The organism is Pseudovibrio sp. SCP20 (genome assembly GCF_057774105.1).
In genome coordinates this window covers 91,939-114,719 of the sequence record NZ_JBYMDH010000006.1, presented here as the reverse complement: position 1 = coordinate 114,719, position 22,781 = coordinate 91,939, and the positions used below count along the sequence as shown (strand labels likewise).

The 22,781-nt window shown below is 51.1% G+C and carries 24 protein-coding genes; 12 read left to right on the top strand and 12 right to left on the bottom strand.

The window, feature by feature from the left end; genetic code table 11:
- Nucleotides 1-161: 161 nt before the first annotated feature.
- Nucleotides 162-734 (top strand): hypothetical protein, encoded by a 573-nt coding sequence (locus tag AC3CB2_RS20935; RefSeq protein ID WP_352936165.1) that lies wholly within the window; start codon nt 162-164, stop codon nt 732-734.
- On the opposite strand, the gene AC3CB2_RS20930 is transcribed toward AC3CB2_RS20935, so the two are convergent.
- Together AC3CB2_RS20930 and AC3CB2_RS20925 are read right to left on the bottom strand one after the other, a co-directional pair.
- On the bottom strand, nt 717-1,481 hold the full coding sequence (locus AC3CB2_RS20930; RefSeq protein WP_352936164.1) for a sulfite exporter TauE/SafE family protein: 765 nt from the start codon (nt 1,479-1,481) through the stop codon (nt 717-719). The genes AC3CB2_RS20935 and AC3CB2_RS20930 overlap by 18 nt on opposite strands.
- A 79-nt stretch (nt 1,482-1,560) precedes the next feature.
- Entirely contained in the window at nt 1,561-2,319 is a 759-nt protein-coding gene (locus AC3CB2_RS20925) for a sulfite exporter TauE/SafE family protein (protein ID WP_352936163.1), read from the bottom strand.
- 202 nt (nt 2,320-2,521) lie between these two features.
- Between AC3CB2_RS20925 and AC3CB2_RS20920 the strand changes: the two genes are divergently transcribed.
- Together AC3CB2_RS20920 and AC3CB2_RS20915 are read left to right on the top strand one after the other, a co-directional pair.
- Nucleotides 2,522-4,435, top strand: coding sequence for a propionyl-CoA synthetase (locus tag AC3CB2_RS20920; RefSeq protein WP_352936161.1), 1,914 nt, complete (start codon nt 2,522-2,524; stop codon nt 4,433-4,435).
- A 102-nt stretch (nt 4,436-4,537) separates the two neighbouring features.
- The gene (locus tag AC3CB2_RS20915) at nt 4,538-5,329 is read left to right on the top strand and encodes an SDR family NAD(P)-dependent oxidoreductase (RefSeq protein WP_008551498.1); all 792 of its coding nucleotides are present in this window, start codon (nt 4,538-4,540) and stop codon (nt 5,327-5,329) included.
- Between the two features lie 54 nt (nt 5,330-5,383).
- Here the strand turns inward: AC3CB2_RS20915 and AC3CB2_RS20910 are convergent, their stop codons facing one another.
- A complete protein-coding gene (locus tag AC3CB2_RS20910; RefSeq protein ID WP_208609231.1) occupies nt 5,384-7,186 on the bottom strand; it encodes an ABC transporter transmembrane domain-containing protein in 1,803 nt (600 codons plus the stop codon).
- A 262-nt stretch (nt 7,187-7,448) separates the two neighbouring features.
- Between AC3CB2_RS20910 and rpmE the strand changes: the two genes are divergently transcribed.
- Nucleotides 7,449-7,673: a 50S ribosomal protein L31 gene (gene rpmE / locus AC3CB2_RS20905; RefSeq protein WP_008551475.1), complete on the top strand. Its 225-nt coding sequence runs from the start codon at nt 7,449-7,451 to the stop codon at nt 7,671-7,673.
- 105 nt (nt 7,674-7,778) lie between these two features.
- On the opposite strand, the gene rcdA is transcribed toward rpmE, so the two are convergent.
- Together rcdA and AC3CB2_RS20895 are read right to left on the bottom strand one after the other, a co-directional pair.
- A complete protein-coding gene (gene rcdA / locus AC3CB2_RS20900; protein WP_352936159.1) occupies nt 7,779-8,303 on the bottom strand; it encodes a protease adaptor protein RcdA in 525 nt (174 codons plus the stop codon).
- A 442-nt stretch (nt 8,304-8,745) separates the two neighbouring features.
- Nucleotides 8,746-8,940, bottom strand: coding sequence for a DUF1192 domain-containing protein (locus tag AC3CB2_RS20895; RefSeq protein ID WP_352936157.1), 195 nt, complete (start codon nt 8,938-8,940; stop codon nt 8,746-8,748).
- Between the two features lie 187 nt (nt 8,941-9,127).
- Here AC3CB2_RS20895 and AC3CB2_RS20890 point away from each other — a divergent pair, with 187 nt between their 5' ends.
- The 5 genes from AC3CB2_RS20890 to AC3CB2_RS20870 all read left to right on the top strand — a co-directional run bounded on the left by AC3CB2_RS20890 (nt 9,128) and on the right by AC3CB2_RS20870 (nt 14,795).
- A complete protein-coding gene (locus AC3CB2_RS20890; protein WP_352936155.1) occupies nt 9,128-10,111 on the top strand; it encodes an NAD(P)H-quinone oxidoreductase in 984 nt (327 codons plus the stop codon).
- Nucleotides 10,112-10,400: 289 nt separating this feature from the next.
- Nucleotides 10,401-11,120, top strand: coding sequence for a DUF1013 domain-containing protein (locus tag AC3CB2_RS20885; RefSeq protein ID WP_352936153.1), 720 nt, complete (start codon nt 10,401-10,403; stop codon nt 11,118-11,120).
- Between the two features lie 356 nt (nt 11,121-11,476).
- On the top strand, nt 11,477-12,022 hold the full coding sequence (locus AC3CB2_RS20880; RefSeq protein ID WP_352936151.1) for a hypothetical protein: 546 nt from the start codon (nt 11,477-11,479) through the stop codon (nt 12,020-12,022).
- A 99-nt stretch (nt 12,023-12,121) separates the two neighbouring features.
- Nucleotides 12,122-13,414: a M16 family metallopeptidase gene (locus AC3CB2_RS20875; RefSeq protein ID WP_352936150.1), complete on the top strand. Its 1,293-nt coding sequence runs from the start codon at nt 12,122-12,124 to the stop codon at nt 13,412-13,414.
- A gap of 1 nt (nt 13,415) precedes the next feature.
- On the top strand, nt 13,416-14,795 hold the full coding sequence (locus tag AC3CB2_RS20870; RefSeq protein ID WP_352936148.1) for a hypothetical protein: 1,380 nt from the start codon (nt 13,416-13,418) through the stop codon (nt 14,793-14,795).
- Nucleotides 14,796-14,925: 130 nt separating this feature from the next.
- Here AC3CB2_RS20870 and AC3CB2_RS20865 read toward each other — a convergent pair whose 3' ends face one another.
- The 4 genes from AC3CB2_RS20865 to AC3CB2_RS20850 form a co-directional block, all read right to left on the bottom strand.
- Entirely contained in the window at nt 14,926-15,960 is a 1,035-nt protein-coding gene (locus AC3CB2_RS20865; protein ID WP_352936146.1) for a peptidoglycan -binding protein, read from the bottom strand.
- A 3-nt stretch (nt 15,961-15,963) separates the two neighbouring features.
- The gene (locus tag AC3CB2_RS20860) at nt 15,964-16,962 is read right to left on the bottom strand and encodes a flagellar motor protein MotA (protein WP_352936144.1); all 999 of its coding nucleotides are present in this window, start codon (nt 16,960-16,962) and stop codon (nt 15,964-15,966) included.
- A 228-nt stretch (nt 16,963-17,190) separates the two neighbouring features.
- Nucleotides 17,191-17,760 (bottom strand): hypothetical protein, encoded by a 570-nt coding sequence (locus AC3CB2_RS20855; RefSeq protein WP_352936142.1) that lies wholly within the window; start codon nt 17,758-17,760, stop codon nt 17,191-17,193.
- Nucleotides 17,761-17,979: 219 nt separating this feature from the next.
- Entirely contained in the window at nt 17,980-18,558 is a 579-nt protein-coding gene (locus AC3CB2_RS20850; protein WP_352936140.1) for an outer membrane protein, read from the bottom strand.
- A 346-nt stretch (nt 18,559-18,904) separates the two neighbouring features.
- Between AC3CB2_RS20850 and AC3CB2_RS20845 the strand changes: the two genes are divergently transcribed.
- Nucleotides 18,905-19,501 carry a helix-turn-helix transcriptional regulator gene (locus AC3CB2_RS20845; protein ID WP_352936138.1) on the top strand — a complete coding sequence of 199 codons (597 nt, stop codon included), beginning with the start codon at nt 18,905-18,907 and terminating at the stop codon, nt 19,499-19,501.
- A 9-nt stretch (nt 19,502-19,510) separates the two neighbouring features.
- On the opposite strand, the gene AC3CB2_RS20840 is transcribed toward AC3CB2_RS20845, so the two are convergent.
- From AC3CB2_RS20840 to AC3CB2_RS20830, 3 genes are all read right to left on the bottom strand, one after another.
- Complete coding sequence (locus AC3CB2_RS20840) at nt 19,511-20,281, bottom strand: metallophosphoesterase (RefSeq protein ID WP_352936136.1); 771 nt, start codon at nt 20,279-20,281, stop codon at nt 19,511-19,513.
- Nucleotides 20,282-20,412: 131 nt separating this feature from the next.
- Nucleotides 20,413-20,910, bottom strand: a complete 498-nt coding sequence (locus AC3CB2_RS20835; protein WP_352936134.1) for a DUF2938 domain-containing protein — start codon at nt 20,908-20,910, stop codon at nt 20,413-20,415.
- A gap of 96 nt (nt 20,911-21,006) precedes the next feature.
- Complete coding sequence (locus AC3CB2_RS20830; protein WP_352936132.1) at nt 21,007-21,552, bottom strand: TetR/AcrR family transcriptional regulator; 546 nt, start codon at nt 21,550-21,552, stop codon at nt 21,007-21,009.
- A 135-nt stretch (nt 21,553-21,687) separates the two neighbouring features.
- On the opposite strand from AC3CB2_RS20830, the gene AC3CB2_RS20825 reads away from it, so the two are divergent.
- Nucleotides 21,688-22,101, top strand: a complete 414-nt coding sequence (locus AC3CB2_RS20825; RefSeq protein ID WP_352936130.1) for a putative quinol monooxygenase — start codon at nt 21,688-21,690, stop codon at nt 22,099-22,101.
- A 225-nt stretch (nt 22,102-22,326) separates the two neighbouring features.
- A complete protein-coding gene (locus tag AC3CB2_RS20820; RefSeq protein ID WP_352936128.1) occupies nt 22,327-22,776 on the top strand; it encodes a hypothetical protein in 450 nt (149 codons plus the stop codon).
- The last annotated feature ends 5 nt before the right edge of the window (nt 22,777-22,781 follow it).

Sequence of the window (22,781 nt, the reverse complement as noted above, 5' to 3'; positions counted from 1 at the left end):
AAATCTTGTTGCCTTTTTGGGCAAGAAGAAAGCTCGCGACAATTTGCAACACCCCAGAAGTCTTCCCCGTTTGCCTTTCGATTTGTAATGTAGACCTGTCTGATAAAAGAATAAATTGCGATCCGTTTTCGGACGGTGAGCGATGAACAAGCAGGGCTCATATGACCGTAACGACACCAAATCGACAGGGGAAGATCGCCATATTCTTTGGCGTGGTTTTCTGCGCGATTACCGTGGTTCTTACGGGGTACATCTTCATGCTTGGGCCACACAGATCGCAGGATGCACAGTGGTTTGTGCTGCTGGTGGCGTTCCCTGTTCTTATTCAGCTGTATCTCAACCGCGCCGTCATTCTCAATCACTTCCGCACCCATTGGTATCTTTGGGCTGTGTCTACGGCAGTGTGTCTGGTGCTTGGGCTGCAACTCAACTTCGCGCAGCTCAACTCGTCGAGTAGCATGGCAGATCAGTTGCGTACCTACTTCTTCTCGTGGGTAGAAGGACAGCCTCCGAGCTCTGAGTTTGCGGGTGATCCGTCAGACACTTACAACGCAAAACAGGTTCGGTACCGCATCGTGTCCCCTGCTCGTGGCGATTTGGATCTCACGGATCCTTCCAGCTACTTTCACGAGAGAGTGCCTTGGAAATCCATGCCGGATGCGACCTTTGAGATGGATGGGCCGATTGCCGCTATCCGGAGCGTGCTTTACCACGGCCTAGGTGAGCGCGACTAAACCGTCTGCAATCAGTTTCAGCGCTACGATGAAGACGCCGAAATAGGTGATCTTATAGAACAGCTGCGGGCTGATAACCTTCGCGATTTTCACTCCCAGATACATGCTTATTGGTGCCAGAGGCAGAAGCACGGCTGAGACCGTGAGGTTGGTGGCGTCGAACTCACCCAACATTGTGTAGGGGATGAGCTTTACTGCGTTGATGACCGCAAAGAAGATGACTGCCGTGCCTGCGAACAGGATAGTTGGCAGCTTGAGTGGCAGGGCGTAGATCTGGAATGGTGGGCCGCCAGCATGGGAAACGAAGCTGGTGAAGCCGGCGATCGTACCCCAGAAAATACCCTTCGCCTTGCTTGGTTTTGGGGCCTCTTTCTCTGCTTTATCACCGATCCAGTACTTCAGAACAAAGGCCAGTGCGATACCTCCGATCAGGAGTCTGATGATTGCCTCGCTGAAGTAAACAGCCGTTGCCCAACCGATTGCAACGCCCAGGATGCCTGCGGGAATGGTGAGCTTGAGCACGGTGGTGTCGTAGGTTCTGCGATAGGCGTAGAGGCCCACAACATCCATTGCTACGAGAAGAGGAAGCAGGATTGCTGCTGCCTGAATAGGTGGGATGATCAGGCTGAGCATCGGTACGCCGAGGATTGCCACACCTCCGCCGAAGCCACCCTTTGAGATGCCTACGATGATGAGGGCGGGGATAGCGACAAGGTAAAACAACGGATTGATGAGGATATCCTGCAACTGTGATGATCCTTTGTAAGAGGCAGCTACAGTCTTTCTAAGAGAAAAGCAGATCTCTCAAAATTGAGAATTCTTTGTGTCACAAACCGCTGGCACCATCCCAGATCAGTTTCAGGGCGATGATGAACAAGCCTGCATAGGTGATCTTGTAGAACAGCTCTTTGTCGATGTGCTTGACGATCTTAATGCCTGCGATGGTTGCCAGAGGTGCTAATGGCAGCAAAAACAGAGAGGTGGAGATGTTCTTGGCATCGAACTGCCCGAGTGCGAAGTAGGGCAGTACCTTTGAGAAATTGACTGTGGCGAAGAAAATGACGGCGGTTCCTGCCATGACGGGTGGAGCCAGTCGCAAAGGCAGGACGTACATCTGAAACGGAGCACCGCCTGCATGCGCAATGAAGCTGGTTACGCCGGAGATCGTTCCCCAGATGCCGCCTAAGATGACATTGTGTGGTTTGGGTGCTTTGTTGGCCTTGTTGTTGAACCAGTAGTCCAACACGAAGATGAGTGCGATGACGCCAGTGACCAGCCGGATCAGTGTTTCGGAAATGTATGCTGCAGTGAAATATCCGATCAGGGTGCCCAGGAGGCCTGCCGGGATAAGAATAAGAAGTGTTTTGCGGCAATAGATTGCACGGTAGGAGAATAATCCGACAGCATCCATGACCAGCAGGATGGGAAGGAGAATTCCTGCAGCTTGCACAGGTGGAATAGCAAGCGACATCATCGGCACGCCTACGAGTGCGAGGCCTCCGCCGAATCCTCCTTTTGCCATGCCAACAATGAAAACAGCAGGTATTGCACAGAGGTAGAAGAAGGGATCGGTAATAGGCAGCATGAGTTACCACCCGCTATGATGCGGGCAAGTCCTTTTTTTATAAGAGGAAACTAAGAAATAGGCGGATTGAAACTATGGGGTCATCTTTAGTTATAAGCCGATTTTCTAATATAGCAAAACTTGCCTTTGGGTCATTCAAGGCTCAGTCTTAGCCGAACCTGTGGACAGGTACTATGCAGGGGTGCATGGGAGGAGAGCAGCTATGACGAGCCGATACCACGACGTTTACAATGGATGGAAAGAAAACAAAGAAGCCTTCTGGGACGAAGCGGCTAAGGGCATTGATTGGTTCTCGCCCTATACAAAGACTTTTGATGCTTCGCAGGGCACCTATGGACGATGGTTTGTAGGTGGTGAGTGCAACACTTGCTACAACTGCGTTGACCGTCACGTAGAACATGGCCGTCCGGGCCAGCCAGCAATCATTTACGATAGTGCCGTTACCGGTGAGAAGCGGACCTACACCTATCTTGAAGTGCAAGAGCAGGTGGGCGCTATGGCGGCTTTGCTGCGTGAGAAGGGCGTTGAGAAAGGCACAATGGTGCTGATCTATATGCCGATGATCCCGCAAGCGATGTTTGCGATGCTGGCGTGCGCGCGCCTTGGTGCGATCCACTCTGTAGTGTTTGGCGGCTTTGCAGCGCAGGAGCTGGCGGTTCGTATTGAGGATTGTAAGCCTAAGGCGATCATCAGTGCTTCCTGCGGTATCGAGCCGGGCCGTGTGGTGGAGTATAAACCGCTGCTCGACAAGGCGATTGAGCTGTCCTCTCACAAACCAGATTTCTGCTTCATTCAGCAACGTGAGCAGCTTATCGCTCCACTGAATGAAGGACGTGATTATGATCTTGGCGCGCTGATGGAAGGTGCGGTGGCAGAAAAGATGACCACCGAATGTATTCCGGTTGCTGCGACAGATCCTCTTTATGTGCTTTACACCTCCGGAACCACCGGCCAACCGAAGGGTGTGGTGCGTGATAACGGCGGTCACATGGTAGCGCTCAAGTGGTCCATGGAGAACCTTTACGGCATTGATCCGGGTGAGGTGTTCTGGGCAGCTTCTGATGTGGGCTGGGTTGTTGGCCACTCCTACATCGTTTATGCGCCATTGCTTCATGGTGCTGCGACGGTTCTTTATGAAGGTAAGCCTGTTGGAACACCGGACGCTGGTGCGTTCTGGCGTGTGATCTCTGAACACTCTGTGGTGTCTCTGTTCACTGCGCCGACTGCGTTCCGTGCGATTAAGAAGGAAGACCCGGAAGGGACCGAGCTTGCCAAGTACAGTATTGCCGGGCTTCGTTCGCTGTTTCTTGCGGGTGAACGCGCTGATCCAGATACGATTTTGTGGGCTGAGAACCTGTTGGGTGTGCCAGTAATTGACCATTGGTGGCAGACTGAAACCGGTTGGTGTATTGCGGGTAACCCGCTTGGCCTTGGTAAACTGCCAATCAAGCTGGGCAGCTCCACCGTGCCTATGCCGGGTTATGATATGCGTGTGCTGGATGATGAAGGCAACGAGCTGGGCGCTGGTGAATTGGGCAACATTGTTGTGAAGCTGCCAATGCCTCCTGGTGCTTTGCCAACGCTATGGAATGCAGATGACCGCTTTAAGGATGCGTATCTCTCTGAGTTCCCGGGCTACTACAAAACAGCAGATGCTGGTCTGATGGATGACGAGGGATACCTCTTCATCATGTCCCGCACGGATGACATCATCAACGTGGCTGGTCACCGTCTGTCTACTGGCGGGATGGAAGAGGTTCTTTCTGAACATCCAGACGTAGCTGAATGTGCTGTGATTGGTATCTCTGATAATCTTAAAGGCCAGCTGCCTTGCGGGTTTGTTGTGCTGAAGAGTGGCGTTGAGAAGCCAACCGACGTGATCGAGAAAGAGCTTATTGCTCTGGTGCGTGAGAAGGTTGGTCCTGTGGCGGCGTTTAAGCTGGCAATCACTGTTGAGCGTTTGCCGAAGACCCGTTCTGGCAAGATCCTTCGTGCAACCATGCGCAAGATTGCCGATGGTGAAGAGTTCAAAATGCCAGCAACTATTGATGATCCTGCAATTCTTGATGAGATTGCAGAAGCTATCTCTGATCGCGGCTTGGCGTCAGTCAGCTAAATTCAGAGGAGCTAAGGAGTTTTACTGGAGAAGTGCATCGACATGGCTGGCCTTAGAGATTAAGGTCGGCGAAATTTCGGCATTGCCAGAGGTATCTTCAAAGTGAAACTAGAGAAGAAAGTTGCGATTGTAACCGGTGGCGCTCAAGGCATCGGTTACGCTATTGCGCAGCGATTTTTGCAAGACGGCGCCAAAGTCATGCTCTCTGACTCGGATGAGCGTGCCGGGGAAGCGGCTCAGGAAGCTCTCTCCGAGTTTGGACACGTGGCGTTCTGCCATTGCGATGTCAGCGTTCGTCTTGATGTACGCAACATGGTTGCGAACACTCTGGATGAGTTCGGCGACGTTGATGTGCTGGTCAACAATGCTGGCATTACAGCTGGTGGCGATTTTCTTGAACTTTCCGAGGAAGATTTTGATCGGGTGCTGCGCGTCAACCTGAAGGGGGCATTCCTGTGCTCTCAGGCTGTTGCGCGTCATATGGTTGAAAAGGTTGAAGACGGTGGTTCCGCTGGTTCCATCATCAACATCAGCTCTGTCAACAGCGTGCTCGCAATCCCTGATCAGGTGCCTTACACGATCTCCAAAGGTGGCCTGAACCAGCTGACGCACGTTTCTGCTGTTGCGTTGGCAAAGTACGGCATTCGCGTGAATGGCATTGGTCCGGGTTCTATCGAGACTGAGATGCTGAAGAGCGTTGTTCAGGATGCGAGTAAGATGGAAACAGTGCTTTCCCGCACCCCGCTTGGTCGTCTGGGCCAGCCAGCAGAAGTGGCAAGCATTGCTGCTTTCCTTGCTTCTGATGATGCAAGCTATGTTTCCGGGCAGACCATCTACGCTGATGGTGCGCGCATGCCGTTGAACTATACGGTAGATGTGAGTGAGCCTGAGTAAGCCTTGCTGATTGCAATTAAAAAGCCGCGCTCTGAGTAGCGCGGCTTTTTTCGTTTAGCTGGCTTTTTCCTGCGCGTTCAGTGCTTCAGCACCGATCTCAAACTGCATTCTTGCAAGTTTGGCATACAGGCCTTTTTGAGCAACCAGTGTATCGTGCGTGCCTTCTTCGACGATCTTGCCGCCATCCATAACGACGATACGATCTGCTTTCAGCACTGTTGCAAGACGGTGTGCGATGATCAGTGTTGTCCGGCCTTCCATAAGCTTGTCGAGAGCTTTTTGAACGATAGTCTCGCTCTCGGCGTCCAACGCGCTGGTGGCTTCGTCGAGAAGCAGGACCGGGGCGTCTTTCAGGATTGCGCGGGCAATAGCAATGCGCTGACGCTGACCACCTGAAAGGGTGACACCGCGCTCGCCAATGAGAGTGTCGTACCCGTCTTTCATGGTGGTGATGAAATCATCTGCCAATGCAAACTTGGCGGCTTCGATGATCTGCTCGCGAGAGGCGCTTTCCTTACCGAATGCGATATTCTCAGCAATGGAGCTGCCGAAGATCGCCGTGTCCTGAGGGACCAGTGCGATATGCTCGCGCAGGTCACGCGGATCAGCTGCATCCAACTCGGTGCCATCTAGTGTGATTTTGCCTGAGACAGGATCGTAATAACGCATCAGGAGTTGGAACAAAGTGGACTTGCCTGCACCGCTTGGGCCAACGATAGCAACTGTCTCGCCCTTCTTGACGGAGAGGTTCAGGCCTTCCAACACGCCTGCTTCCTTAGCTGTCGGGTAATGGAAGGCGACGTTGTCGAACTCCAGTTCGCCAATTGCAGGAGATGGTAGAGCGACTGGATTTGCTGGTGCGTTGATGTCTGAAGGGACATGCAACAAGCCAGTGATGCGATCTGCTGCACCAGCTGCTTTTGCGAGTTCGCCCCAGACCTGAGAGAGCTCGCTCATAGCGCCGGCTGCGATGATGGAATAGATGAGGAACTGGGTGAGCTGACCGCCTGACATGCGACCGTCGATAACGTCCAATGCTCCGACCCATAGTACTGCGATGATACTGGAAGAGATGATGAGAATGATGGTTCCGATCAGGAATGCACGGGCACGAGTGGCGACGAGAGCAGCTTCGTAGGTTGTCTCGATATCGGCTTCAAACCGGTCTGATACGCTCTTCTCGTTGGTGAAGGCCTGAAGGGTGCGGATGGAGCCAAGTGCCTCTGTTGCGTACGCGATGGCGTTTGCCAGGGTGCTTTGCGCATGGCTGGTTCTGTTGCGTACAGCACGGCCAAAGCCGAGGAGTGGCAACACGATCAGCGGGATTGCCAGCAGCACGAATAAGGAGAGGCGCGGGCTGGTGATGACCATCAAAGTGGTGGAACCAGCAAACATCAGCAGGTGTCGCAGAGCAATGGAAGCGCTTGCACCAAAGGCAGACTGAATGAGTGTGGTATCCGCTGTCAGGCGTGAGATGATCTCACCGGACTTGGTTTTGTCGTAGAATGAGGGGGATAAATAGGTGAGGTGGCGGAACACATCTGAGCGTAAGTCTGCAACGACTCGCTCACCAATCATCATCACCATGTAGTAGCGCAGCGAGCTGGTGAGTGCGAGCAGGGCGATGACAAAGATGATGACGAGGAAGTAATCGTCGATCAGATTTGGATTATCACCGGTGAAACCATAATCAACCATATAGCGGACTGCAATGGGTAGGACCAAGGTAAGGCCAGCAGCAGCCAACAAAGCAAAGGTTGCCAGAACCAAGCGGGCCTTATGCCTTAAAAGATAAGGGAAAAGCGTTGCGAGTGGACGCAAGGTCTTTTCCCGATTGTTTGAGTCCCGCTGGCTCATGCCACCCCCGGATATCTGCGAAATCATCTAAGTTTATCTTATGATGCAGTAGATGTGTCCCGATAGTTTTAATTGCAAGCGCTTTCTCTGGTTTTCTGCGGGCTGTACCCTCTTGTTTCCTTGGTTTGGATGGGGTATAGACCCCTTCACGATTATGCCGTGCTTGTGTGAGCGCGGCTTCTTTCTACCGATGCTTCAGGCCAGCCCAAAGCCCATCTCAGGATTGAGGCGGCCCGGCCGTTGCTGACAGGACAGTTTAGTCATGAAACAGGACATTCATCCAGATTACCACACCATCACTGTAAAGCTCGTTGATGGTTCCGAATTCACCACCCGTTCTACTTACGGTAAAGAAGGTGACACCCTGCAGCTCGACATCGATCCGAGCTCCCACCCAGCATGGACTGGTGGTGACCGTCAGCTCATGGACCGTGGTGGTCGCGTGTCCCGCTTCACCAACAAGTTTGGTGGCTTCCTGGGCAAATAATTGCTCTGAAGTTTGCGAAATTAAAAACCCGAAGCGTTTGCTTCGGGTTTTTTTGTGCGCGTTTGAGGAGTGCGCAGGGTTGCTGGCGGAGTTGGCCAACAAAGATTACTTGAAAGCAGCTGAGATTTGAGAGAGCTGGTCGCCGACCGGATTGGAGCTGTTTGCCGCCTGCTCGCGGAGCATCTCTTCCTTAAGCATGTTGTCGACGTGTTTGATGCGTCTTTGCAGTTTGAATGATGTTTCGATCAGGCCGCGGAGTTGCTCTGGCAGATCATTCCAGGCGGGGTTCTGCATTTCTTTAGATGCGTTGTCGACGCGGATCTTGTTCTTTTCGCTCTGGGCTTCAGCCTGAACAATCTCACCATCATTTACCGCGCGCTGTAGGAGGAGCCAGGACGCAAGCTGCATCAGACGGGTGGTGAGGCGCATGGACTCTGTGGCATAGGCGAGGGAGGCAGCTGGACCGAGAGCTTTGCTCTGCTTTCTGCCTGGGCCATCCAGGTAAGAGGCTGTTTCTTCAATCAGTCCCATGCCTTCGCGAAAGAGCTTCGTGAAGTTTTGCGATGTCATGAGGCGCTGTGCAAAGTTGAAGGTATTCTCCGGTCCTGTTTCAGTTCTGAATTCACCCATCTTAAAACCCCTCAATTAATGCGTTGCGTCTCTCTTGCCATCGTCCTTTGCATTCCCAGTCTGAAACAATTAGGGCTCGAAAATTGAAGTGAGCCTTTTGAAAAGAATAAAACTGTCTCGATATGGAGCAAGAGATCTTACTTCAATCTGAACGGAGCAAAGCCCGTGCCAACTCATGGTTGTGAATTGAGTGGTTAAGCCGGGTTTGGGTGTTGAACTGGCAGAAAAAAAGAGCCGCATCGGTGCGGCTCTGAGGTGTTTTAACAGGGAGGCGTCAAGCAGAGTGAACGTTCACTCTGGATCCAGATCAACTGGAATAACTAAGTTCTAATTTAAAATGGTTAACGATACGTAAATTGTAAGTATCCAATTTATATATTTGCGAATTGTAGCTTGCATTTATATGATTTTATCCAAGTTATTTGTTTTAAATGTTGTTTGATTACTTGAAGAAGCTTTCTGCGGATGTGTTGATGTCTGACTTTGTTTTGATCTCGTTCTCGACGCGTTTGATCTCTTCCTTAAGTTGTTCAAGTCGCTCACTTAATTCGTGGATTGAAAGGTTGCTGAGCGGCTCTCCCACAACAATGCCAGAGGTTGTGGAGCGCGGTGTTTCGTCATCATCAAAAATTCCCATAGCGCTATGAACTCCTTGTGTTGACCCTGAGCGCTGCTCCATTCCCAAAAATGAAGAAAACACCTTTGGCGGGGTAGACGGGATTTTGTTGGGAACTATTCTTCACCTAATTGAGAAAGTGAGCAAGCGGCAGTTTTGGCGAGTGCGGAGAGTGGGGCAGCAGTTGACAGTAGGGGGACATCCTGAAATGATGAAAGCCGTGGTGATGAACGGTGTTGGGGGCTCGGAAGTCCTTGAAATTGCAGAGGTTGAGGTTCCAAAGCCTGGCGTTGGTGAGGTTCTGATCAAGGTTCATGCTGCTGGCGTCAATCGGCCGGATGTCATTCAGCGCAAAGGGGTATATCCGCCGCCTCCGGGTGCTTCGCCTCTACTTGGACTGGAAGTCTCCGGCGAAATTGTTGAGCTAGGAGAAGGGGTTGCCTCTCATAAAGTTGGCGAGCGTGTGTGTGCGCTGACGCCAGGAGGGGGATATGCGGAGTATTGTGTGGCGCCTGCTGCGCATGTTCTGCATGTGCCGACTGGGATGTCCATGGAGGAAGCGGCTGGCGTGCCTGAAACCTTCTTCACCGTGTGGTCGAATGTGTTTGATAGGCTGGGATTGCAGTCCGGGGAGAAGTTCCTCGTTCATGGCGGCTCTTCTGGTATCGGAACGACCGCTATTCAGCTGGCAAAGGCCTTTGGGGCTGAGGTGTTCACCACCGTCGGTTCTGAGGAGAAGGCACAGGCTGTTCGGGAGCTTGGGGCGGACTATGTCATCAACTATCGCACCACTGATTTTGTAAAAGAGATCGGCAACATCACCAGCAAACAAGGTGTTGAGGTGATCCTTGATATGGTTGGCGGTGATTACGTGGAGAAGAACTGGATCGTGGCTGCGATTGAGGGACGGATCTGCCAGATTGCGACGCTGCATGGGCCTTCGGAAAATGTCAACTTTAGCCGATTAATGATGAAGCGGCTGACACATACCGGTTCTACGCTTCGACCGCGGACCAACGAGTACAAAGGGCATATCGCTGAGGCTCTGCATGAGAAGGTCTGGCCGCTGCTGGAAAGTGCGAGGGTGAAGGTGGTTATGGATAAGGTCTTTGATATCAGCGATGTAAGGGCCGCCCATGACAGGATGGAAGGATCCAGCCACATCGGAAAGATCATCCTGAAAGTTGCTTAGAGCATTCTGCCTGCATTCGCAGTCACGCATTATGTTCTAGCATGTGTTCGGGGAGTGAGTTCTGATCGTTTGACCCTGTTCAATCAGAGGGAATGCGCTTCAGGGAAAGTGCATAGGTGCCGCTTCAATTCGCACAGGTTTCCTAAAGAAGCTGGCGGCAAGTGTTGATCTGGTTTGCTTTTGGGGAAATGTGGGCGTATAGTGCGCTCAAGTTTCCCCAAAAACTCTTATGGAATTCGGCTTCGCCACCTTTGATTAGGCTGTGGAGCATACAGGAGGGATTTATATAATGTCCAACGCACCGCTTATGCCAAAGGCAACAGCCGTATGGTTGGTAGACAACACCGCTCTTGGCTTCGATCAGATTGCTGCGTTTTGTAAGCTGCATCCGTTGGAAGTGAAGGCGATCGCTGATGGTGAAGCTGCACAGGGCATCAAGGGTATGGACCCTGTTCTGACTGGCCAGCTGACCCGCGAAGAGATTGAAAAAGCTCAGAATAACCCGAGCTACCGCATGCAGGTGCAGGAGTCCAAGGTGCGTGTTCCTGAGAACAAGCGCAAGGGCCCTCGTTACACCCCGGTTTCTCGTCGTCAGGATCGTCCAAACGCAATTCTGTGGCTGGTTCGCTACCATCCTGAGCTGCTGGATGCTCAGATCATGCGTCTTGTTGGCACCACCAAGCCAACCATCGAAGCGATCCGCACCAGAACTCACTGGAACTCAGCAAACCTGGAACCGATGGATCCGGTAACTCTGGGCCTGTGTTCCCAGATTGAGCTGGACATCGAAGTTGAGAAAGCTGCGAAGAACGCTCCTAAGCCTATGGAAGGTGAAGAGCCGCAGACCCTTATGCCTGTTGACGAAACAACAAGCGAAGAGGCGATTGCAGCTGCGTTTGCGACCCCAGCACCGAAGACCCGTGAAGAAGAAGAGGAAGTGGATGCAGACGCTGTGTTCGCGAACTTCAAATCCATGGGTGAAGGTGATGAGGACGAAGACGAGCGCTAAGAACGCCATTAGAGCGAATTCTTATTATTTGATTGAACCCAATCAAATGGAACGCGCTGTGAAGGGGCATAACTCTCAAAAAGCTGCCCCGTCTTTGTAGGATAACCTGAAAAGCCGCTGCCCACCCGGGCGCGGCTTTTTTGCTGTTTGCGTTGCTATGTTCAGCTTTGCGTTATTTTGCGTTTTTTCCGTTCTGACTGCGTTGCTATGTTTGTTGGATGAGTTAAATTTTTTGACAGGAATCTTTTCCTCGTTACAGCGTGTAGGTGTACTGTAACTCTTAAGGCTTCTTATCGATCAATAAATAGCATTGCTAGGTGGTGCTTTTTTCCTGCTGGTTTTCGGGATGTTTAGAGATGTTCATTCGTGTGTTCTTAGTGCGGGCTTTTGCTGCACTATTAGGTGTTTCTCGAGCTTCAGCCTTTGTGGGAGGAGGAGAGACACTCCTGATGGATTTGCCTGAAGGATATGAGGTTGTGAACATTGAGAACGTCGCGGGGCTCGAGATCACCTATATGTTTTCAGAGGATGAGGATCTCAGTGATTATCACGAGAGTTTAGAGCTGTTTAACTACCCGTTTGGCGGAGCGGAAATGTCAGAGTATGAAGCATTTTACGAGAAGTATGAGCATCCATTCTGTCAAGAAACCACGACCACCTTTGTTCGCAAAGGACGGGAAAACCAAGTCGAGTATGCACTCCTAAAAACCTCTTGTGTCGTTCCCCGGGCTGTGAGTGGGCTGACTGTTCTGACTAAACTTATTTTGGGTAATGCCAGAACATATGTTGTCTCCAAGACTTGGATGTATGAACCTGATAAAGCCGAGATGGAAACATGGGCCAAATATCTAGATGGGGTTCATGTATGTGACACCCGAGTTGATAAGAGAGGGTGTATGTAAAACCAGTATAAGGTTGGTGCTGTGTTAGGATGGTCTCTTAAGCGCAGTGTACGGTTTTCTTTGGCCTACATTTTTCTCAAGTAATATTTTCAAAGGTTTATGATGCGCGTCATCGGTTTGTTTTTATCGTTTTTCTTTCTGATCTTTGGAGAGGTAGTTCAAGCTCAAAGCATCATCGAGCTTTCGGAAAAAGGCGGATTGCACGCGGCCTATGTTGTTCCAACAGATGACTACGACCGGGTAGATGTGCAGTTGATCGTTCTTTCAGGAACGTTTGATGATCCTGAACCATCTGGCACTGCTCATCTGACAGAGCATCTGGCCGCTTTCTCGTCAGACGCCACAATTTTAAGAGAGCCCAGAGAACGTGATATTCATGCCTCGATCACGCCAGTGTCCACGGTTTACACAAATTCTGGTGTGCCTTCTGATGCAGAGCTGCTGTTGCGGTTGTCTCGAGCTGTGCTTGACACACCAAGTGTGCCAGCAGGTTTTGCTGAAAGTGAAATCGAAATTATTCGACGTGAAACATTGCTTCGTGAAAGGCAAATTCCTCGTCGCTGGTTGAGGCGAATTGCTCTTCAAAACCTGTATGGAACTTTGCGTGGACGTGCGAACAACACAGTTGATGATCTACCCAAGCTGAGTGTTGAAAAGGCCTATCAGTTCCATAAGGAGCATTATGCTCCTTCCAATGTAACCCTGATTGTGTCTGGCAAGATTGAGCCGGATACAGCTGCCGAGCTTGTTGCGCGTGTGTTTGGTGACACAGAGCCCTCTGCTGTTCCTGACAAACCTTGGCTAGATAAGAAACCCGATCCTGCGCACAGATCTGTCGAATACATTGAATCGAACAAGCTGATGCGCGATGCGGTGCAATTCATTAAGTTCATAGAATTTGAAGGTGAGCAATCCAGCATAGATATGCAGGGCGAATTTTTCATCGCGAGCGATATTCTGATCAGTAGATTGGAAAATGCTCTTTATTTTGAAGACACTAGATTTTTTATAGATGACATAGATATGCATTTTGTAAGAAACGCAGATCTTGAGCTTTCTATAAATGTGCAGCTGATGCCCGACTTCAGCTTGGATGAGGCGCACAGCATTGTGAAAGAGACCATGGCCAGTTTGCTGGATGAGCCGATCAGCAGCCATGAAATTGATCAGGCGCGTAAGAAAGAAGTGACGAATGCTCTGTACGCCAAACACCGACCTGACTTATTTCTATCATTCCTGAATAACGTCGCTGCAGATGGATTCCCGCCTGTTAGCCCGTCAGTGTTCGCGGAGATGTTGGGCAATGTAACTGACCGAAATGTCATTAATTTCGTGAAAACGATTGTGAAACCGTCGGCTACGTCAGTCATTTTAGCCAAAAAAGTAGATTGAAATGCAGATATTTAAGCGCTCACTGATCACCTCTATTCTGGTGGTTCTTTGTCTAATTTCAGCACAGCGAGTACATGCAGAGCTCATTGCATCAAATGACAGGGCGAATTTCTCTTATCTTTCCCCCCTTCGTAACGGACTTTCGGCAATCACCTTAGTTTGGCCAATAGATCCTCCAACACAAAGCCGGGCAACTGCATTGTTGGCCGGACTCTCAAGTGTGATGATAGGAGGGACAACGAGCCGTTCTGCTTATGAAGTTGATACATTTCGGCGGACAAAAGGATTTCAGCATAAGCTCAGTATAGATGGCCGAAATCTACTGCTCACAATATCTGCACCACCACAAGTTTTTCCGGAAGCACTTGAGTATCTGGAGGAGCTTTTACTTAAATCGGAGTACTCGAAAGGCTGGTATGAGAGGGAGTTTGAAAAGTTTAGCCTCAGAAACTCTAGCAAGACTGGAAGACCATCAGACGTCATAAATGAGATCTTTCATTTCCTTAGTTTCGGATCTGACGATGTGGCTAACGATGGAAGCGAGGGAGATATTCGTTTCGGTCAACCTAGTCAGGTCATCTTGAGGGGCGGGGATGAAGATGTTCAACGCCGTGTCGCGCAACTGTTAATGAAGCTTCCTACAAAGAAATGGGGGTTCCGTCTCACAGATTGGGCGTCTGCGCTGACTGGTGCAGAAGAGCAATCCTCTGCCTTGCCATCTGGAACCATTCATTTTGCGGATCCTGACTCCACTGAGATGTTAATCTTGCTTGTTAAAGCAGAAGAGTTTGAAGACGAAGGTGCCCAGATTGGTGCCAACCTGTTGGTGGACTATATTGGAGACAACTCGGGATCCGAGATGTTTCGTATTATTCGACAGGAAATGCGAGCGGCTTACGAACCACGCTCAAACTTCATTGTTCTGGGAAAAAACAAGGCAATTATTTCTTTGAGTGCGACTGTTGAAGCGAAGAAGTGGCCCGAGATTTATGGCACCATGAAAGCGATTTATGAAAATACGCGTGCTGGAAAAGTAGATTTATCTGGATTGAAAGTACAGCATGATCGATTGAACAACACTTATGTTAGCCAGTTCTTTACGAGCCCTGTCTGGGGAGTGAAGCATTATCTTCATGAGTACCCTGATGGAGTGGAGGGTACGATAAACTTGCCACTTTTTATGGCGCTTGAAAATGCACTTCTCAATAAGATTGTTGCGAGTTCTGAAGAGTACCTGCCGCCCTTGGATGATTTTCTTCTTATTCTGATCGGTGGAGGAGACGCTCCATCAGAGAAGCTAAAATCAAAAGGTTACTGTGCGTTGCCGAAGAACACCTCACTTAGTTTCTGCCTTGATGCACTGTCGCAGGTTTCAAACTAAGGGGGGCGGCTTAGATAGCTGATTTGAGTATGCCGTTGCTGGAACGGTGGAAGATGCGAAAGCCGGAATAAAAACAGGCGCTTGAGGTTCATGCTCAAGCGCCTGTTTTTATGTGTGGTTTTATCTGCCTTTACCGCTGTGTCAGCTTTAGCTCTATGCGGCGATTTTTGGCGTAGGCTTCGTCGGTGGTGCCTTCTTCGAGGGGTTGGAACTCGCCGAAGCCGGCGGCGACCAGGCGGTCAGGTTCTACGCCCTTGGAGATGAGGTATTTGACCACCGAGATGGCGCGGGCTGCTGAGAGTTCCCAGTTGTCGCGCAGGCGGCCTGTGCCGGAGAGGGGACGGGCATCTGTGTGACCATCCACGCGCAGGACCCAGTTGATCTCGTCGGGGATCTGGCCTTCAAGCTCCAGAATAGCGCTTGCGAGGATATCCAGCTGGTTTCTGCCTTGCGGGTTGACCTCTTCATCGCCGGAGGAGAACAGCACCTCGGACTGGAACACGAAACGGTCGCCGACAACTTCGATGTCGGAGCGTTGGGCGAGGATTTCGCGCAGGCGGCCAAAGAAGTCTGAGCGGTAGCGGGACAGTTCCTGTACGCGCTGGGCGAGGGCTACGTTGAGCCGTTTGCCAAGGTCGGCAATGCGGGTCTGGCTTTCTCTGTCACGCTTTTCTGAGGCGTCCAGTGCGTCTTCCAGCACGGCAATCTGGCGGCGCAGGGCGCTGATCTGCTGGTTCAGCAGTTCCACCTGTGCCAGAGCCTTGGAGCTGATGTTCTGCTCGCCTTCCAGTTTGGCCTGAAGGGCAGCCAGCGCACCTCCTGCTTCGTCAATCTGGCCGGAACGCTCGTTGAGCAGGCCCTGAAGACGATCCCGTTCTCCAGAGGCTTGATCCAGACCCAATTGCAGGGAGGAGATGGTGGATTCCAGATCTCCCACATTCGCCTTTTCCAGCGCCAGCAGCTCTGTGAGCTCTGCGATTTGCTGGTTGAGGCGATTGAGCACCTTATCTCGGCCAGACAGCTGCTGGCTCATGAAGAACTGCGCAATCATGAAGATGGAGAGCAGGAAGATGAACACCAGCAGGAGCGCGGACATGGCATCCACGAAACCCGGCCAGTAATCCTCTGAGCTGCTTTGAGACCTGCGTGTGCGTACTCCTGCCATGCTTTATTCCTTCTCCCGCTCTACCTCTGCGGTGAGCGTTTTCAGGAACCGTTCGATACGGCGCTGCTGCATGGACTGGCCTTCGGCCCATTCGCGCATCATCTTCTGCTCGGAGCGTACATGCTGGACGAGGCCCTGAATGCCTTCTGCCAGTTTGCTCATGGCGGCGTTGGAGCCTTCGTCCTGTGCGGTGCCTTTGGCTTCCATGGACTTGCGCAGCTTGTCCAGCGTGATGCGCAGGTCAGCGGCCATATCTGCCGTGGTGCCGTTGCCCAGCTCGTCCGGGTCGATGTCCGTCAGGGTGGAGAGCCAGTCTTCCAGCTCCTGATAGAAGCGGTTCTGTGCCTGTCCTGCCTGCAGATCGAGGAAGCCCAGAACGAGGGAACCGGTCAGACCAAGGAGGGAGGAGGAGAACGCGATGCCGAGGCCGGTCATCTGTGCGGTGATGCCGGAAACCAGATCTTCAAACAGCACGTTGGCATCGCCGCCTGCCGCATTCAGCGTGCTGACGGTGGTTGCCACAGCGCCCACGGTTTGCATCAGACCCCAGAAGGTGCCGACCAGACCAAGGAAGATGAGCAGGCGGGTGAGGTAGCGGGAAATCTCGCGGGATTCATCCAGGCGCATGCCGATGGAATCGAGCATGGAGCGCATGGTGGTTGGCGAGATGGTCATGTCGCCTGCTTTGTTGCCAAGCAGGGTTGCCATGGGTGCCAGAAGAATTGGAGGACGGCGGACCTCAAGGCGTGGATCGCCGAGGCGGAAGCCGTTGACCCAGGATACTTCCGGGAAAATGCGAAGAACCTGCCGGAATGACAGGAGAATACCCAGTGTCGCGACGCCTACGATCAGGCCGTTCAATGCCGGGTTTGCCATGAAGGCTTCCGTGATTTGTCCAATCAAGACAAAGGCGATGAAGCCTGCCAGGACAAGAAAAATGATCATGCGCCACAGGTAAACCTGCGGGCTCGACAGACTGTAGGGATCGTAGTCGCGTGCCATTATCCTGCGTACATCTAAAGCAAAGCGGCTTCGTTTTGTCTGGTCAGACCAATCAAGCAGAACCCGCCTTAAAGTTAATGATGTCTTTAGATAACGCGATTTCCGGTTAATAGGAAACCGCAAATCGCCGCGATTGGGCAAGAAATGCGTAAGTTTTTAAATAAGTCGCATTTTCGCGCCCCTGATGCCGTGATTTGGACGGGATGTGGTCATGGTGGGGTGGGGATTTCAATAAGAAAGGTTCATGATGAAGTTGGCACGTGATTTAAAGTGGGCTTGCACAATCTCATGATCAAACCACTGTGCAGAAGTCAGTAGATCGAAATCTTTCAGGAGGCCATACTCATCGATGTCATCCTTCTTGATTTTGGAAATGAAACTAAGCCTTTCCAATAGGTGAGTTTGTGCAGTTTCTGCGATCTTGCTGGTGGGGACGTAACTTTCGAGATAAGGTAACATGTCTTCGACCTTTATCCCTCTTGGGAGCCAGCTCAAATCGTAGTTAGGAATTGGCTCATCCAGAATGTCGAGGGTGATGCCGTTTATTAGAGCAAGACAGCCATATTCAATAAATGATTTGTGGCGTTCAGTCTCCCCAAGCTGATCTTCAAAACCTATTGATAGATATTTCCAATAATCCAGTTTGTAGGCATCATGTGCTAAGTATACATTTAGCGGTTCACCGACATTGTCGTCGTAATACATGAGAATATCTTTTCTTAGATTATGGATCTCAAAATCAGGAAGCCACGTCTTTTCCCCGCTGAGTGTCATTCTAAAGAATTGCATATTGTCCATGATTAAAACTTAGCTAAAGAATGTTATCGATCACTTAGTGATAGTAGCAAGTACTACAGCATATTGGTTCCCTTACATTTGCAAGTTTCGATAGCATGCGATGAGTTACACTTTGGCATTGCTTTGGATCGTGCCGGAAGGAAGCTTGCCTTCGGTAACAAAAAAAGCGGATTGCCTGAAGCAACCCGCTCTTGACCTGATGATCCGTTTGATCAACGCTTAGAATGAATAGCGCAGACCTACGTTGAACTGGTTCTGGTAAGTGGAGTAATCGACATCATCAGTTATCTCTGCTTTGAAGTTGTACTGGAATGAATACTCAGCCAGCAGCTCAAGGTTTTCAGAGATTTCGTAGCCAACACCAGCACCTAATTTCGTAGAGAAATGGTTGGTTGTTTCTTTGACGGTGTCACCGCTATCATCAAAGTCAATTCTCAAGTGTGATAAGCCTGCACCCAGACCGACATATGGAGTAAAGGCGGTGTCGTTTTTGAAGTCGTAGTATGTGACTGCCAAAATGTCCCAAACATCGATGTCAGTGGCATTTTCCGAGAATGTAGCGTATCCGCCTTCGAGACCGATGCGGACATTGTTAGAAAGGTATGCACCGACGCCGATACGACCGTTAAAGCCTTCGTCCCGAAGAGTTACATCGCTGCCACCATCAATGTGTGCTGTGATGCTGCCCAAAGACAGGCCACCGGTGCCCTGAACGTACCAGTCGGTTGCATTTGCAGATGTGACGGCGCCTGTAGAAATTGCAGCAGCTGCAAGAGCGATCAAGAGATTGTTTTTCATTTTAAAACTCATAGGAATGAAGAGAAAACATGATTGATGCATACAATATGCAACTAAAAATAGAAATATATATAAAAGTAAAATCTAAAGTAGTTGCATGATTGCTACATCTTCTTTGGGGGGATGGCTAATCGCTGTTCCTCGCGTGAGACTGACTCAGAGGGGCTCAGCCCTCAATGGGTGTCCTGCTGGTCTGCGGTTTTGTCATACCTGCCGCAGGCCAGTGCTTTGGTGTGTGTGGTGCGCATGTCGGGAAAATTACGTAAATTTTGCGAAGCTTGACGTATACAAGAGGTGATTGGGGTTATATGTTAGGTAGTTCTAATTTTAACTAGTTTGAATCGCCATGAGTTCTTTAAAGCGCAAGTTTCAGACCGTTGATTTGATGAATGCGGGTGTTTTGACGCTGGAGAATGGCAGGGTTTCGGGTGTGAATGTGGTGGCGGGCCGTCTGCTGGAGCAGGGGGTGTTGCTGGCGCAAGTGGATCAGAGGCTGGCTCTGCTGGATAACAATCACGAGTTTGAGCAGGCGCTTGCACAAGCTCAGGCGGAGAATAAGTCCTGCGAGTTTTATCGGGCGCATGAGGGCAAGCATGGCGGCTTTCTGGTGCAGGTGCATTATGAAGCGCCGCAGCATCCGATGGCACCGCATCTTCATTTGATCTGCATTTTTCAGCTAGGGCACAGCAATGGCCTGCCCGAGAATGTGTTTTCTTCGTTTTGCAGGTTGTTTGGTTTGAGCCCGGCGGAGGGGCGCGTGGTTCGGGCTATTCTGGAAGGGGTGGATGTGACCGAGTATGCGCTGGAGGCTGACATTCAACCGGATACGGCGCGTAAGCAGTTGAAGAGTGCGCAGGGTAAGTTGAAGATGAAGGATCAGAAGCAGTTGTTGCGCTCTTACATGCAGTATGCGGCGGCACATCAGTTTATCGTGCAGATGTAAGGTCTTGTGCTATTTGTGCGTGGGGATGAAGTCGAAGAGTTCCCAGCCGTCTGTAGTGGCGGTGATGTACTGCAATTCGCTGCCTTCCAGCACTGCGCAGGTGAGCTGGCCGGAGGCGTAAGCCTCGGTGTCTACATCCAGCCGGTTGGTGCGGCGGTCGATGTGTTCTACGGGAGTGTGGCCGTGGACGACGAAGAGGCCGAAGCTTTTCTCATAATTGAGGAAGGGGCCGCGGATCCACATGAGCTCATCTTCGCTTTGCTCTTCCAGTGCCACTTCGGGCCGGATGCCAGCGTGGACGAACAGGTAGTCGCCGCGTTTGTAGTAGAGTTCCAGTGATCTGAAGAAGGTTTCGTGCAGCTTGGAGAAGTTCTCTTTGAAGATGGTCTGCACGCTTTCTGCGCCTGCGGAGCCCATCAGGTCGTGGTGGGAGAGGCCGTAGGACAGTAAGGTTTCCATGCCGCCCAGATCTTCCCAATGGTAGAGCGTACCCGCGTCTTCCAGAAATTCCAGCAAGGATGCTTCGTGGTTGCCTTTCAGGCAGATCTGGCGGGGCGTGCGGTGGTGATTGTCGACGAGGAAATCGATGACGCCCTGACTGTCCGGGCCACGGTCGATGTAATCGCCGAGGAAGACGGTTACGGGGTCGGCGATCGGGCGCTTTTTCAGGTCGCTCTCGATGGCTTTGCCCATGGTTTCCAGCAGGTCTAGCCTGCCGTGGATGTCACCAACTGCGTAAATGCGTGTCCCTTCCGGAAGTGTTGGATAGGGTTTTGGCATGGTCGTCCCGTTCCAAATACTGGTCTGTGTCGTGTTCAATGGTGGTGCCAATCTACTTTAAGAAAACAAATGAGGAGCAAACCCACAGCCTCAATTTGTTGGCTTTGCGGCTGTGGGCTGCTGGACGTGCCTTATAGGGGGAGGGAGATCAGGCACAGTCCGGTGAGGTAAAGGCCGAGGCCGAAGGACATGTGGGCGATGAAGCTTCTTATTCTGGCAATCTTCGGGGCAGGCGTTTTGGCGGCAGCGATGCCAAAGCCAAAGGCGGGTTGCATGAGGAAGAAGGGAAAGCCTAAGGAGAGGAAGCCGATGACAAGTGGCATCAGGATCGTTGGGTTTTGCAGCCAGTCTGGTCCGGTGACCGCCAGCATCAATAGGGCCAGTATAACGCCGATCGCGTAGTGTGCAACCCAGCCGGTGGAATGCTCAAATGGCTGTGGCGGGCTCTGCATGATAGTTTGGTGATTATATTGGCCACGCGGCATGCTGAGCATCCAGCGGCCTACGAGGCGGTAATCCAAGGCTGCGATGGAGAAGAACCGCAGCCGGACCCAGGCGACCAGATCCATGAAAATTGTTGCGCCAATGCCCAGGAGGAGAGCGTTGACCAGAAGATTTGTTGTGTGCACGTTTTTGCCTTTCCTTCTAGGAATTTAGCTAAAAGTGCCACTTCAAGTCGACTTGAGGTCAAGTGGTATCTGCTGGGTTTTAATGGATAACTTTGCTCAGGCTAACAGGGCCAGAATGCCTTTTGTTTGAATGTCGAGGAGCTGGCGCAGCTGATCCTCTGACTGGGAATGATCCCGGATGCCGAGGGAGGACAGCACGAGGTATTCGGCGAGTTGCTGCGGGCTTTGCTGGGTGAATGTGTAGTCAGAGAGCATATCAGTGCAGGCTGTGATTTTGGTTTGCTGCGCTCGCAGGGTGGCTGCTTTGCCTTCTTCATTGAAACCGCCGACCATGTCTCTGGCTTCCTCGGAGGCGGTGATGACCTTGAATGAGGCGATGATGGCGTGCTCATGATAGGCGTGGAGCTTTTCTTCCAGCGTTTCCAGCTGTGCCCATTCGCCTTGAATAGCGGTGAGCGACTGCTCCGAGAAATACGAGATGCAGGCACACAGGATCTCGGTTTTGTTTTTGTAGTTTGAATAGACTGTCTGGCGCGCCACGCCTGCTTCTGAGGCAATGTCGTGCATGCGGGTGCGGCCTACGCCGTAGCGCATGAATGCCTGTATGGCGGCTTCCAGAATCTTCTCTCGCAAATTTTCCATTTTCACATCTTGACAAAAAATGTCATTTTGTCAAGAATTACAAAAATACAAAAAATGTCATGTTGTAATTTGAGGTGAAGTTGATCGCGCTGATGAACAGCATGATGACGTGTTGGAAATGAAAGGACCGCGGACATGGAACGACGTGTGGTTTTGCAGGCACTGGCTGCGAGCATGGTGACCGGCATGGTGCCGGGGCCGTTTTTTGCAGCAGCTCAGAAATTGGAGAAGAAGGGAACTGGAATGATTATCGTGACTGTTGAGGTTGAGTTTGAAGACAATCAGATTCAGCAGAAGATTGGTGCTGTACAGGAAATGGATGCGGCAACTGCTGAAGAAACTGGCTGTATCTCCTACAAATCGTCTTTGGATGCGACGAACCCGAATATCCTGAGGATCTATGAGATGTGGGAGAGTATGGATGCGCTTATTCCACACTTTAAAACCCCGCATATGGCGAAGTTTCAAAAGGAGCTAAGCTCTTTGAAATCAAAGGGAATGACGGCAAAGGTTTATGAGGTCAGCAAGGAGTTGCCGTTTCCAAATTAATCGGCCTGACCTGCCAGCTCAGCTTGTGATGACTATTGATCTACGCAAGCTGGTCTGGGGCTAATGTTCTTCCGTTGGGTTATTATATTTCAACGATTCCATTTTTAGGGAAATAAAATATCAATTTCGTCGTTTGGTTGTGCTCTTCGATACACTTGGGGCTTTGTTGCTTCTCTACGCTCATGGTGTTCGCTTTTTGCTTCATGCAGTTTTGGGGAGAGCATAATGGGGCGATGTCAGGAGACGGAATTACTGGACCTATTTGAACGGCTTGCCGCACTGTTGCACTTGCCGGATCTGGCACCCAACAGGGCGGGGCAGGTCGCGCTTCACTCAGATGAGCATCATCTGACGACGATGATTTCGGCGCGCTATCAGGAACGGCGCTACGAAGTGCAGCTTGAGGCTGATGTCTTTCCGGAAAATGGTCTTGAACTGCCACAACTGAAAGCCCTTTTGGGGCGTGTTGGGCAACTTACGTCTTTTGGTCTCATACTTGATGCACAGCACCATTATGCGGTGCGCCAGCAACTCCTCTTACACATGAGTGATCCCGTTGAGCATCTGATGGAAGCTTTGAAGAGCTTTATTGGTGAAGCTTTGCAGCTGCGCCATTCGCTGAGTGATGCTGGAGGAGCAGAAAGCCAGTGGACCTCGGAGCATATATTGGTCTGAGTGGT